Source organism: Bacillus cereus group sp. RP29, from assembly GCF_040459765.1.
Lineage (GTDB): Bacteria > Bacillota > Bacilli > Bacillales > Bacillaceae_G > Bacillus_A > Bacillus_A paranthracis.
Genome location: NZ_JARVHN010000001.1, coordinates 2,337,312 through 2,350,747 on the forward strand (window position 1 = coordinate 2,337,312; position 13,436 = coordinate 2,350,747).

The window sequence follows — 13,436 nt, forward strand, 5'->3', positions numbered from 1 at the left end:
AAATGTAGAAATTTCTATAATAGTTTCCTTCAGTTCCTTATCTAGCTTGAGTGCATCTGGGAGTAGTATCGCCTATCAAATTAAGACCATAGACAAGATGAACTTTCGTCTATTAGAACTGAAATATTCTTAATATAGAGGCATACTAGATTATGATGTTTTTCCGTAACAAATATAGTTAAAAATTTCAGGTTTAGAGAGAATTATAAAGGGTATATATACAATATAAAGAGTTGATTGGAGATGAATTTTATGGTGAATGAGTCTATAAAATTTGTATTCTTACTTTAAATAAAAAGGGGGCTAGTATACATGAATAAATGGTTAATAAATAAAAAAATCCTATTTATTTTGTAAACGAGGGGCGTGTGGAAAATGAAAAATATGAAACGCAAGCTAGGAACCTTTGCACTCACAATGACTGGGATTGGCTCGATTTTAGGGTCTGGCTGGTTATTTGGTGCATGGAAGGCTGCTAAAATATCAGGAGGGGCCGCTATCTTTTCTTGGCTCTTAGGAATGATTGTAATATTATTTATTGCCTTACCATATAGCGAGTTAGGAGCTATGATTCCGGAGGCTGGCGGAATGGTAAAATATACCCAATACTCACATGGAGATTTCGTAGGATTTATTGCTGCATGGGCGAATTGGATAGCCATCGTCTCAGTTATTCCAGTTGAAGCTATAGCCTCAATACAATATATGAGTTCATGGCCTTGGGAGTGGGCAAGTTGGGCCAAGGATTTAGTAGACAATGGGATGTTGACTTCAAAAGGTCTTGCAGCTGCTTCTTTACTTATTATTATATATTTCTTTTTAAACTATTGGACTGTTAGTCTATTTGCAAAAGTAAATTCTCTAATTACTATATTTAAAATCGTAATTCCTGGTCTTACAATTGGTGCATTGCTATTCGTTGGATTTCATGGAGAAAACTTTACTAGTCATCAGGACTTTCATGTATCTAATTGGTCAAATGTATTAACTGCTATGGCAACATCCGGTGTTATTTTTGCATTCAATGGTTTTCAGAGTCCAATTAATATGGCTGGTGAAGCAAAGAACCCAGGGAAATCCATTCCTCGGGCAGTTGTAGGATCTATTTTAATTTCAACTATAATATATGTATTATTACAAATTGCGTTTATCGGCGCTGTAAATCCTAATATGATAATTAACGGATGGTTAAATTTAAATTTCAATTCACCATTTGCTGATTTAGCAATAGCACTAAATATTAATTGGTTAGTTATTGTATTATATTTAGATGCTTTTGTATCTCCTTCGGGGACAGGTACTACTTATATGGCAACCACATCACGCATGCTGTACGGAATGGAGAAGAATGGATATTTCCCTAAAGTTTTTGGGAAATTACATCCTATATATGGTGTGCCTAGATTTGCCATGATGTTTAATTTAATGATTTGTTTTGTTTTTTTATTTTTATTTAAAGGATGGGGTGTTTTAGCTGAAGTGATTTCAGTGGCTACATTAATTTCATATGTTACTGGACCAATAACAGTAATGACCCTGAGAAAAACTGCACCTAATTTTCATCGTTCTTTCTATATAAAAGGATTAAACATTATCGCGCCTTTAGGGTTCATTTTTGCATCATTAACATTATATTGGGCAAGGTGGCCGTTAACAGGAGAAGTAATGTTTATTATACTTATGGGCTTACCTATATATTTTTATTATCAATTAAAAACAAAATGGGTTGGATTTAAGAAGAATTTTTTAGCTGGATTATGGATTGTAGGGTATTTATTATTTATGATTTGTATATCGTACATTGGAAGTGAAAAATTTGGTGGGTTAAATATTATAACTTATGGATGGGATATGGTACTTATTTCAATTGTTTCATTTCTATTTTATAGATGGGCTATAAATAGTGGATTTAAAACAAAAGATCTACAGGTAGCACAGAAGATTAATGGTAGAATTAGTTGAATAATATACATAAATTAGAAAAAATGATTTATTTGAGGAATAAAGAATTTGTATTTATTTAGAAAGTATAGTTAAATGATTTCTTTAAGTAACAGGAGCAGCTAGCAAAGGCTAACTGCTCAACTCTCGACCAAGGGAGCTAGAGTTGGGAAAATATTCAAAGCTGACTTTTAAAAGTCTTATATAGTATCGAGAAAACGTGGGTCGTATTTGTATGAAACATAAAAGAGTAGCTAATAAAAGTTAATTGCTAAGCCTTTGAGTAAGAAGGGAAAACAAAAACTGTATTTGCATTACTAACAGAATGTTGCGTTTTATTTATAGAGAAAATGCATGAAATTCTATATTACATGGGATGAGCGATGTAGCTCTGTTGGAAGAAAGAGTGAATGAATCCCAAAAAATCTAGACAACTTTCTGAACAAACGTTTATCCCGCTTTAATGGACAGTAAGACCCCCACCTGAAAATGCAGCGAAAGCAAAGAATTTAGGTGGGGATTGGGCTGCCCATTAAAGTCCGATTGGTTCAACTAATAATCAGTGGGGGATGAAGAAAATCCCCACTGATTAAAGTTTCACTTTATTAGCGCTTCAAGTACTTTAACGGAATTTGAAATAAAAATTATGGGTTAATGGTATGAATGTATACCAAAAACTATTACGTGAAAAGTATGTATTAAATAGTGAAGGTAAATTAAATGAAAATATATCTTGAACAGAAGACACTATATAGTGTAATACTTATACAAAAACAGTTCATTTAACTAAAAAGGACAGTTAAATGAAATATAACCGTTCCTAATTATAGGAACGGTTATAAATTTATCATGTGCTGGAGGTCAATCCGAATGGCATGGACTACCGTTGCTAAATAGTATGGACATGGAATTTAATGAGTATACGTAATAATAGCAAACAATAATAGTGGAAGCCGTAACGAATTATTAGTTCGTGATGCTGAAAGTGCAATCGATCAAATGAAATATAAAATCGCACAAAACTTCAATATATAACTTGATGGTCGATTCACTCGCTAATTATATAGTGTATGGATTAGAAGGAGGGATTATAATCTCTCCTTTTTTATTGGGAAAAATCTATGCTCAAATGGTTTTCAAGAAATTTTAAGTAAAAGTACAAACTACTCTTCTGGATAGGAAGAACTGAGCTAATAGTTAGAAATTCATTATTTTGATAAGAACATATTTAATAATAAAAAGTAGTTAGCAAAAGCTAACTACTCGGTAACCAATTTGTTCTAAAACAGGTTAGTTATATTTTGGACACATCTTTAAAAAAATATACAACATAAGTGAAAACAGTAATCTATGTTAATTGCTCTAACAAATAAAGCAAAAAGGGTCTAATATTAATTATTAAGTATTCATGATGTTAAAAACATAACAAAAGACATGTTTTATACCAATTTCGCTTCCTAATTGTTTATTACATTTAATAATATAAATAATTTTATTAAAATAAATGATGCAACGCAAATTAATTTAACTGCCGTAGATGTTGAAGAGTTAACTTGAAGGGGTAGGGAAGCTGTTTACTATTGCTTAGAAGAAATATCAGAATAGGTTTTTATAAGGGAAAAGCTTCATTTCGTTTATATCAAAATTTTTTGGGGAAAGAGATAAATGGTAGAAAGAATGAATAGATAAACAAATTCTCAAAAATCATTATTACGTAGGGGGAAATCTATGGATAAGATAATAACGTTAATTTAAAAATTTCTTTTTTTATTTTTAACGTATTATTCTCGGAATAACATAATTCCTCCAAATAAAAGGGGAAATCAAATGTGAAATCATCGATAGATAGTATTCAAAAAAGTAAAAAATTAAAAAATCAAGAAAAGGGAGAGAGAGCAACATGGAAATCAATGTCTATGTTTCTAGTTCCCTTGCTTTTAAGTAACATATTACAATCAGTTGGACAATTATTTGGTATGGTGGTAGTTGGACGATGGCTTGGTGTGAATGAATTAGCTGCCATTTCAGCATTTTTTCCATTATTCTTTTTACTTGTTTCGTTTGTAATTGGGATTGGATCGGGTAGTTCGATTTTAATTGGTCAGGCATTTGGAGCCCGTAATGAAGATCGTTTAAAAGCCATTGTTGGTACGACGTTAACATTTACCTTTATAATAGGCGTTATTTTGGCAATAGCGGGAAATGTATTTGCTCTGAACATTATGCGTTTTATGGGTACGCCAGAGAATATAATTGATATGAGTGTGCATTATGCGCGTATTTTATTTATTTCTATGCCAGTTTTATTTCTATATTTCTCCTATACAACGTTTATACGAGGTACAGGAGATTCTAAGACACCGTTTTATTTCTTAATTGTTAGTACAGTCTTAAATATAATTCTATTACCTATTCTAATTTTTGGTTGGCTAGGAATACCCAAACTTGGTGTGTACGGAGCTGCCTATGCTTCTGTTATCTCGACCGTTGTAACATTTATTGTTATGCTTATGTATTTGAAGAAGAAGAATCATCCACTGCAATTAGATGAGACTGTACGGAAATATCTTCGTATGGATTGGGATTTATTAAAACTATTATTACGCCTTGGAATTCCAGCGAGTATTAATATGATTCTCGTTTCGTTATCTGAGATTGCGGTAATCGCATTTGTGAATCGTTTCGGTTCTGATGCGACTGCTGCATATGGGGTTGTAAACCAGGTTGCAAGTTATGTTCAGATGCCTGCGGTTAGTCTTGGAATTACGGTATCTATTTTTGCTGCGCAATCTATTGGTGGGAAACAATTTAACCGATTAGAGGAAGTTATTCGTGCTGGAATTATTATGAATTATATAATTGGTGGTATATTAATTGCTTTTATTTACTTGTTTTCAAGAGAAATCTTATCATTATTCTTAACGAACACGAATACAGTTGAAATTGCGCATAGTTTGGTGATGATTACACTTTGGAGTTACTTAATTTTCGGTCATGCTCAAATTATTGGTGCGACAATGCGAGCAAGTGGAACTGTATTATGGCCCACTATTATCGGTGTCGTATCAATATGGCTTGTAGAAGTCCCTGTTGCTTATTATCTTTCTTATCATACAAATCTTGGTATAAAAGGAATATGGATTGGATATCCAGCAGCATTTATTGCAAGTTTACTTTTGCAATATGGATATTATAAACTTTCATGGAAGAAGAAACGAATTTCAAGACTTGTTAGTTAGAATGGAAGGTGAAAAATGATATTCTCTTATAAGTTGTCAGTTTTAGGAGTATGACTATAGCATCATCAAACGAATAAAACCGAGTTACCCTCAAACGGGAGTATGTTGGTTGTAATTGTAAATTCAATTTCATCCTTTCATAGTTATCTTTAGAAGTTCAACTCAATTTTTCATGTTGGGGAAGAATATATTTCTTGAATTAATAGGAATAGGACAGATTATATTTCGATTTGAGATTACGGACAATAAGGAGTTAAAAAAGTCAAAACAGCTACATGCTATGTAGCTGTTTTGGCTTACATAAATTTAATTAGTAACCAGAGTCTTCTGAAGTAAGGTTATCTATCATTTTATAATCGTATTTTTGTAATGGTTTCTCAGCAGGCCCTTCAAGTACTTCTCCTGTATATGAGAATCGCGAACCATGGCACGGACAATCCCAAGAACGTTCTCCATTGTTCCATTCAACTTCACATCCAATATGGGTACAAGTTGTATCTACAATATGAAGCTTACCTTCTGCATCTTTATAAGCTCCTTTTCTATGTCCATCAATATCAACGACAGCCCCTTCATCGTTAGATAAATCACGAATACATTTTTGTGGAATCTCTAACTTTCCTTTAATTAAGTGACCAACAACATTGGCATTTTCGACTAAGAAGTTCTTTAAACTTGGATTCATATGGAAACGGGAGGGAGTATATAATTCCCGAAATTTGTTCTTTTCTTTTAATATGATATCTCGGAATAAAAGAGCAGCTGCAGTTCCATTAGTCATACCCCATTTTCTGTATCCAGTGGCAATTAATATGTTTTTTTGATCAGATGTGATTTCACCGATATAAGGAATTTTGTCTAGTGTAATTAAATCTTGTGCTGACCAACGATATGGGATATTTTCAAGGCCGAAAACTTGTTGTCCGAATATTTCTAGTGCTTCATAATGTTTTAATGTTTCGCCGCCTTGTCCCGTTTTATGACTTTCTCCAGAGATAAGAATGAATTCTTCTCCATTAATTGTTGTGGAACGGAGAGAACGTGTCGGTTCATCTACACTAATATACATACCACCTGAATAATTTGTTCTTGTCTTAGCAGCAATTATATAAGATCGGTCTGCATGCATTCTTGTAGAGTAAAGTCCTGCACCTTCATAAAAAGGGAAATGGGAACAAGAGAGAATATACTTCCCTGTAATTTGAGCTCCTCCACGGGTAAGAACCACAGGTTGCTCGCCTGTTTTTATATTTACTGCTGTGGTATTTTCAAAGATGTATCCACCTTTTTCTGTAATTATATTTGAAAGATGGGCTAAATATTTAAGTGGATGGAATTGTGCCTGATTTCTCATAACAAGTGCATTATGTATTTTTAAATCAATAGGAAGTTTGTTTACAAGCTCGCCTTCAATATGAAGCTCTTTATAAGCTTCTGCTTCTTTTTCTAACTTATATGCATATTCTTCTGTTGTGGCATACAGATAAGCATCTTGTTGAGTGAAATCGCAATCGATTTGATGTTTATTAATTGTAGTTTGAATGAATTTTAAAGCATCGATGTTTGCTTCGTAATACAATCTTGCGGTAGTTCTTCCGGTATATCTGATAAGCTCTTCATAAATCATATCATGTTGAGCAGTAATTTTAGCTGTCGTATGTCCAGTCGTTCCATTTAATAATTTGTCTGCCTCTATAACAGCGACTTTTAGACCTTCATTTACTAAAAGATAGGCAGAAGTAATGCCAGTAATTCCTCCTCCTACAATAATAACATCGACCTGCATGTCATTTTCTAAGGAAGGGTATTTTGGCAAATCGATACTGCTCGTCCAATAAGATTCGACATTATGGGGTAATATTCCATCGTAATTATTGTTATTTGTCACTATAAATCCTCCATCTAATGGTTTATAGATCTATTATTTCCATTTATTAGAGAGGTAAACTTTGAGTTTAGAAAACAGCAAATTGTGGTTGGATGGCATGTTCAATTTAGATGTAATTTTGTGTGAATAAAAGTAATTTGTCTATAGCAAATATCTTTAATTAATTATCATGTTCAGAAGGATAAAAAGTAGAAGATCTACATGGTGAAACAAGATACTTCTTGTGTTTGCTTTATAACTCAGAGGGTATTTCTTCTCTATTCTAGACATTGTGTTGCCCTTAAATAAAGTTTAATCAAATTAATACTACATAATCTTGATAAACAATCATAGAAAAGAGTGTGTTTTGAAAAAGGTAAATCAAAACACGCTCTTAATACTTTCAGTTGTTTTATTCTTTTATAAAAAAGTTTGATCATTTCCTATCTGCATGACTACACTATTAGATTCTTTTCTTTAATAAGTTTAAAAGTTAATGTGGAGAATTCAAATGCTCATAAAGAATACTTAGCTAACTGTTCACCCCAAGATGATAATTCAGTTTCAATAAATCCTACTTTTTTATATAAAAATTTAGCTGTAAAGTTTTCAGGAGCATATCCAATCATTATTATAGAAATGTTTGCGTTATTATTTCTTCTTATCTCATCAATAACTAGATGTATAGCTTGCTTACCTATACCTTTCCCTTGAAATTTTTTATCAATCATAAGTCTATAAATCCAATAATTATTATCATCAGAATCTATCCCAAACATAGTAAATCCTATCATTGTTTCATCAAGATAAATACCTTTTGCATAGAAATCATCCAGAAATTGAACTTCTGCGATAGAATAAAGGTTGGATGCAATCAATGTTTGTTGTTCTTTTTTAACAGATAATCTAATTGCTTCTTCCCAATTATTTTTGTCAATTGGCTTTAAATAAATTTTTTTCAATCTGATACTCTCCTTCTAATATTAAAGGGGAACCATGTAGTTTATGTGCTATTGGAACGTTATCCCCTTATTTTTTCGCCCAACCAAATAGAAATAATTTCTCATCGACAACGCCTCCTTAAAGGTATAGTTAAAAACACTATACTCAATATAATTATATTCTTTCCTCTATATTTTTTTGAAGACCTTATTATCCATATCCAATTTCACTGTTAACTTAGTAACGGTTATTCCATTAAATGGCTCTTTAACGGAATAGTTTATTGTCATTTAACGGTTCCTTAATTGCTCTTTCACTATCAGAAGATGTTTTTTTCATTATAAATATGCCCTTTATATCATCAAAAAGGGGAGATAAGGTACAATCATAATTCTAAATAACTGTTAATATAGCAATATTTGACACATTTAAAATGATTAAGGTTTCTTCAAAAAAGTGCTCTTTTTAACTTTTAAACCTTATCTCAAGCTTAAAATTGTTTTGGATTATGAAAAATGTATCTTTAATAGCAACATGTTTTTATATTAGTTAATTGCGTTTGATATACTGCTTTGGCTCAGTGCAACGGATAATGGATTCAATTAAAGGGTATTATCAAAAAGAATACTATAAAACAAAACAATTTCAGAAATAGATAAGGGGTGAACAAGTGGTGGAAAACATGATAAATGAGGATAACTCTGGTTTACAAAGGCAACCTTCTCAAAAAACGGTTGGTCAATATTTATTCGATTGTTTAAAATTGGAGGGAATTACCGAGATTTTTGGTATTGCAGGGGACTATAATTTTACACTTCTTGATACTTTAGAGTGTTATAAAGGTATCCGCTTTATAGAAGGGCGGAACGAACTAAACGCGGGCTATTCTGCAGATGGCTATGCAAGAATTAAAGGGATGTCCGCACTTATTACAACTTTTGGAGTTGGAGAACTCAGCGCTTGTAATGCTATAGCTGGGGCTAATAGTGAGCATGTACCAATCATTCATATAGTGGGTGCGCCTCCCGAAAATGATCAAAAAGAGCATAAGCTGATGCATCACACTTTAATGGATGGGAATTTTGATGTTTTTCGCAACATGTATGTGCAAATTACTGCATACAGCGCGGTGCTTACGCCTGAAAACGCTAAAATTGAAATTCCAGCCGCAATTCAAATTGCTAAAGAAAAGAAAAAGCCTGTATATCTTGTTGTGGCCGATGATTTAGTGACCAAGCCGATTAAAAATCGTGTAGAGCCAACAGAAGAGCGCTCAACATCTAATTTAAAAACCCTTCATGCTGCGGTCAATCATGTCCATAAGCTACTAGATCGTGCGCATCGACCAGTTATACTGGTGGATGTAAAAACCATGCGTTTCGGTCTTCAAGCGGCTGTTCAACAACTGGCAGACACCATGAATGTTCCTGTTGCAACGATGATGTACGGAAAGGGAGGATTCGACGAAAACCATCCAAATTATGTGGGAATGTACTTGGGATCTTTTGGAGATTCTGAAGTTCAAAGTAAGGTGGAAAATGCAGATTGTATCATCGCAATTGGTATGGTATTAGCGGATACTAATACTGCAAGTTTTACTGCAAAACTAAACCAGCTGATAACCGTCAATATTCAACCGGATATGGTTAAAATTGCTGAGGCAGAGTATCCGAATGTTTTTGCAACTGACATGTTACTCGCACTACAGAATGTGGGTTATAAGGGACAAGGTTTGGTAGAAAAAATGTCATTCCCTTACGACCAATTAAATACTAACACCGATGCCCTTCTAATAGCAGCGAACTATTATCCACGTTTTCAGCAGATGCTGAAAGAGGAAGACATTGTAGTTGTCGAGACCGGTACATTCTATTACGGAATGGCAGAGGTGAGACTACCGAGCGATGTAGTATATATTGGGCAAGGTGGTTGGCAGTCCATCGGTTACGCAACCCCCTCGGCGTTCGGTGCTATTATGGCTGTGCCTGAACGCCGAGTGTTTCTGTTTACAGGGGATGGAGCCTTACAACTGACAGCTCAAGAAATCAGCACCATGCTTTATTATGGATGCAAGCCTATAATTTTTGTCTTAAACAATGATGGTTATACGATTGAAAAATATTTGAATGTAAAAACAAAAAATCAAAAGTACAACAAAATTCCTCAATGGTCTTATACTAAGCTAGCGGAAGTTTTTGGAGGCGATGCGCTTACAGCTACAGTCCGTACCTACGGAGAGCTTGATCAGGCAATAAAACAAGCTGAAATAGAAAGTACTGAAAAACTTTGTATTATTGAAATGATTGTAAAAGATCCAATGGATGCATCTAGATATATGAAAAAGATGCGCAATTATATGGAAAAGCAGGAAATGCAGCGTACTCAGCCAATAGTCTTGAATAGACCGGGAAGATAAGTCTAATTTTTTGATAGGAATTATGCAGTAGATAACTCGTTTCCTCACGAATATACAATTCTATTTTTGGGATTTGTTTTTCATTTTGTTTGTTCGGAAAAAGACTGGATGCGTATGGACTATATTTACATTCTGTGTAGCTATTTCTCGTATCTGAGTAGGAGTTCATTATCCTTTCGATGGCGTAACAGGAGTTCTAATAGGGATTTTTTCAGCACTATTTTCGTATTGGGTAACATACAAAATTACACTTATTAAACAATTGTTTAATCTGTACGGAAAAATAGAGCAGAATGTAATATCCTCTAAAAACAAATGGAAAAACTTTTGATTATGCAACACAATAAAAAAGATTACATATACTAATGAATATTTTGTTTCAATATCGTCTATATTAAAGAGCGCTTTTAAAAGCGCTCTTTAATTCTTAAATAAGAATTTTGTTTAATTTTATTAGTTGACCAAGAAATATAGACAAATTTATCAGGAGTGTTAGTGTAAATGTACTTGAAGAGATGATGTTCTAAAAGATGTTAACAAAAATTAGGATTTTTTAGTGGTGATTTATTTATTGATTCTGTTTATATAAAAATTACATAACAGTAGCTGAAATAAAGCCATTAAATAAGACTAAAGGATTAAGGATTGGATTCAGTATGGCTGGAATCCATATAAAGGTTGATGGCCAACCATGAATAAATAGTTGGCCATAATAATCTTAAAGATCCATATCTTTTAATCCGGGACTATGCTCATTTGGCATTTCAGGAAGTTCTGGTACAGGAAAACCTTTTGGCGGTTCCGTTACTGTTAATGTTCCTTTGTTTCTACTTGGTGATTCACCTTGGAATATTTCTCCCATTCTTGTTGGATCTAAGCTGAAATTAAATTGTGCGTTATGGAATCCCATATCTACATACTTTCTGCACTCTGGATATTTATTAATATCATAGTTCGGCACTGGGAAGAGTTTGCCCCATTCAACCCCTAATGTTTCTAAAGCTTTTGCGAAAGCATTTTGATGTGCATTATCACGTACAATTAAAAATGCAAGTGTTTCTCTAAAGGTTTGATTAGAACTCATTTCATAAATTCTAGTTTTTTGAAGTACACCTGTAGATTCAAGTACAACATTATCTAGTAAATCGCTAATTAAGTTTCCATGACTATATACCCAAGATCCATTCCATGGGTTGCCAGCTGCATCAACAGGTAATGAACTTTGAGCCCCTACAATAAAGTGATGAGGATTTGCATGTTTAACCGCTTCGTCAAGTGGTGCTGTGTCAATACCAGCATTTCCAGGCGTAGGTTCACCAGATCCAGTTAATAGTTGATTAATTGTATGTTGTACAAGTTCTACGTGACTTATTTCCTCTAAAAAAACACCTCGAAGTAAATCACGATATTGCTTCTCTTTACCTCTAAAATTTGAACTTTGGAAGAAGTATTGCATCATTGTACGCATTTCACCATAATGCCCACCTAATATTTCTTGTAAAACTTTTGCAGCAGCAGGATCTGGTTTGTCCGGCTTAATCATATTAATTATTTCCTCTTTATAATAAAACATGAAGTACACCTCTTTTAAGTTAGTTAACATTGTTATCGTGTCCGGTAATTGGTTACTTAATACTGGAATTCATTTTTTTACCAAAAACTTTTACCTTAAAATGCAAAGTCTTTTTGAAATAACTATTTTCGATGTGAGATGAAAATGGGGGAAATACTTAGTGTTTTAATAAAAAAGATAAGATTACGAAATGTAATCTTATCTTTTCATTAAGAATAATGAATTATATTTTCAAGGCTTTAAAATGACTTTTATACAATCATCTTCACGATTATTAAAAATTTGATAACCGTAGCTTGCTTCTTCAAGGGGGATTTTGTGTGTAATAATCTCTTTTGGATCAAATTCTTTGTTTGTTATTTTCTTAAATAACTCCGGCATAAAATGAATGACAGGTGCTTGTCCCATTTTCAGATTAATATTTCTAACCCAAAATGCCCCGAGTGGAAAGGCATTATAATTACCACCATAAACACCGGTCATTTGAACTGTTCCATATTTTCTTACGGCTTTCGTAGCGATTTGAATAGGACCGAGGGTACCGCCTTGTAATTTTAATTTTTGTTCCAGAAATTCTAGTGGTGATTTTTTCCCATCCATGCCCACGCAATCAATAACTACATCCGCACCGCCATGCGTAATTTCCTTTAAATGTTCTCCCATATCAGGAAATTTTGTAAACTCAAATACCTCAACATTGTTAATCTTTTTTGCATAATGTATTCGATAATCTAAGTAATCGACTGCGATTACTCGTTTAGCACCTTGCATCCAAGCAAATTTTTGTGTCATTAATCCAACAGGTCCACAACCAAGGACAATAACAGTATCACCTCGTTTAACACCTGCATTTATTACACTCCAATAGGCTGTTGGCAAAACATCAGATAAAAAGAGTAGGGATTCATCTTCAAGTTCGCATGATTCTGGTATAACAAATGGAGTGAAATTTCCGAAAGGAACTTTTAAATATTCAGCTTGTCCGCCCGGATGATTACCAAATTTCTCTGTATAACCAAAGTACCCGCCAGAATCATAATGAGGGTTGGAGTTGTCACATTGACTCTCCATTTCATGTTGGCAATAGAAACAATGTCCACAAGCAATGTTAAAGGGGACCACAACACGGTCTCCTTTTTTTACTTTAGTAACATCTGGACCAACTTCTTCAACAATTCCCATTGGTTCATGACCAATAATGTACCCTGGAGGTAAAGGCATGTTGCCTTGATATAAATGTAAATCAGAACCGCAAATAGCGGTTGAAGTAATTTTTACAATAATATCATCTTTTTTCTCTAACTTTGCATCATCCACTTGTTTAACTTGTACTTTGTTTGGTCCTTGATAGGTTACAGCTTTCATCTCATATCTCCTTAGGAATCATTTTTCATAATTTATATGTATCCTCTTGGCAACACAGAAATCTTTAGTAAAGAGGAATCTATACATAGTGTT

The 13,436-nt window shown here is 33.4% G+C and carries 7 protein-coding genes and 1 pseudogene; 4 read left to right on the plus strand and 4 right to left on the minus strand.

The window, feature by feature from the left end:
• Positions 1-375: 375 nt before the first annotated feature.
• From QCI47_RS12390 to QCI47_RS12400, 3 genes and pseudogenes are all read left to right on the plus strand, one after another.
• On the plus strand, positions 376-1,962 hold the full coding sequence (locus QCI47_RS12390) for a glutamate/serine transporter AimA (protein WP_086708294.1): 1,587 nt from the start codon (positions 376-378) through the stop codon (positions 1,960-1,962).
• A 909-nt stretch (positions 1,963-2,871) separates the two neighbouring features.
• Positions 2,872-2,973: pseudogene (locus QCI47_RS12395) on the plus strand (alpha/beta-type small acid-soluble spore protein); the annotation flags it as partial.
• A gap of 878 nt (positions 2,974-3,851) precedes the next feature.
• Complete coding sequence (locus QCI47_RS12400) at positions 3,852-5,180, plus strand: MATE family efflux transporter (RefSeq protein WP_218952603.1); 1,329 nt, start codon at positions 3,852-3,854, stop codon at positions 5,178-5,180.
• A gap of 310 nt (positions 5,181-5,490) precedes the next feature.
• On the opposite strand, the gene QCI47_RS12405 is transcribed toward QCI47_RS12400, so the two are convergent.
• Together QCI47_RS12405 and QCI47_RS12410 are read right to left on the minus strand one after the other, a co-directional pair.
• Complete coding sequence (locus tag QCI47_RS12405; RefSeq protein ID WP_309423233.1) at positions 5,491-7,068, minus strand: FAD-dependent oxidoreductase; 1,578 nt, start codon at positions 7,066-7,068, stop codon at positions 5,491-5,493.
• Positions 7,069-7,562: 494 nt separating this feature from the next.
• Complete coding sequence (locus QCI47_RS12410) at positions 7,563-8,009, minus strand: GNAT family N-acetyltransferase (protein WP_000725628.1); 447 nt, start codon at positions 8,007-8,009, stop codon at positions 7,563-7,565.
• A gap of 653 nt (positions 8,010-8,662) precedes the next feature.
• Here QCI47_RS12410 and QCI47_RS12415 point away from each other — a divergent pair.
• Complete coding sequence (locus QCI47_RS12415; protein WP_309423231.1) at positions 8,663-10,405, plus strand: alpha-keto acid decarboxylase family protein; 1,743 nt, start codon at positions 8,663-8,665, stop codon at positions 10,403-10,405.
• A 718-nt stretch (positions 10,406-11,123) separates the two neighbouring features.
• Here the strand turns inward: QCI47_RS12415 and QCI47_RS12420 are convergent.
• Together QCI47_RS12420 and QCI47_RS12425 are read right to left on the minus strand one after the other, a co-directional pair.
• A complete protein-coding gene (locus QCI47_RS12420) occupies positions 11,124-11,978 on the minus strand; it encodes a manganese catalase family protein (protein WP_000500345.1) in 855 nt (284 codons plus the stop codon).
• 231 nt (positions 11,979-12,209) lie between these two features.
• Positions 12,210-13,343: a zinc-dependent alcohol dehydrogenase gene (locus QCI47_RS12425; RefSeq protein WP_074541019.1), complete on the minus strand. Its 1,134-nt coding sequence runs from the start codon at positions 13,341-13,343 to the stop codon at positions 12,210-12,212.
• Positions 13,344-13,436: the final 93 nt, after the last annotated feature.

Bases quoted from the DNA above. Each gene is read 5' to 3' on its own strand.
- QCI47_RS12390 (WP_086708294.1), top strand. From the start codon at position 376: ATGAAAAATATGAAACGCAAGCTAGGAACCTTTGCACTCACAATGACT.
- QCI47_RS12400 (WP_218952603.1), top strand. From the start codon at position 3,852: ATGTCTATGTTTCTAGTTCCCTTGCTTTTAAGTAACATATTACAATCA.
- QCI47_RS12420 (WP_000500345.1), bottom strand. From the start codon at position 11,978: ATGTTTTATTATAAAGAGGAAATAATTAATATGATTAAGCCGGACAAA.
- QCI47_RS12425 (WP_074541019.1), bottom strand. From the start codon at position 13,343: ATGAAAGCTGTAACCTATCAAGGACCAAACAAAGTACAAGTTAAACAA.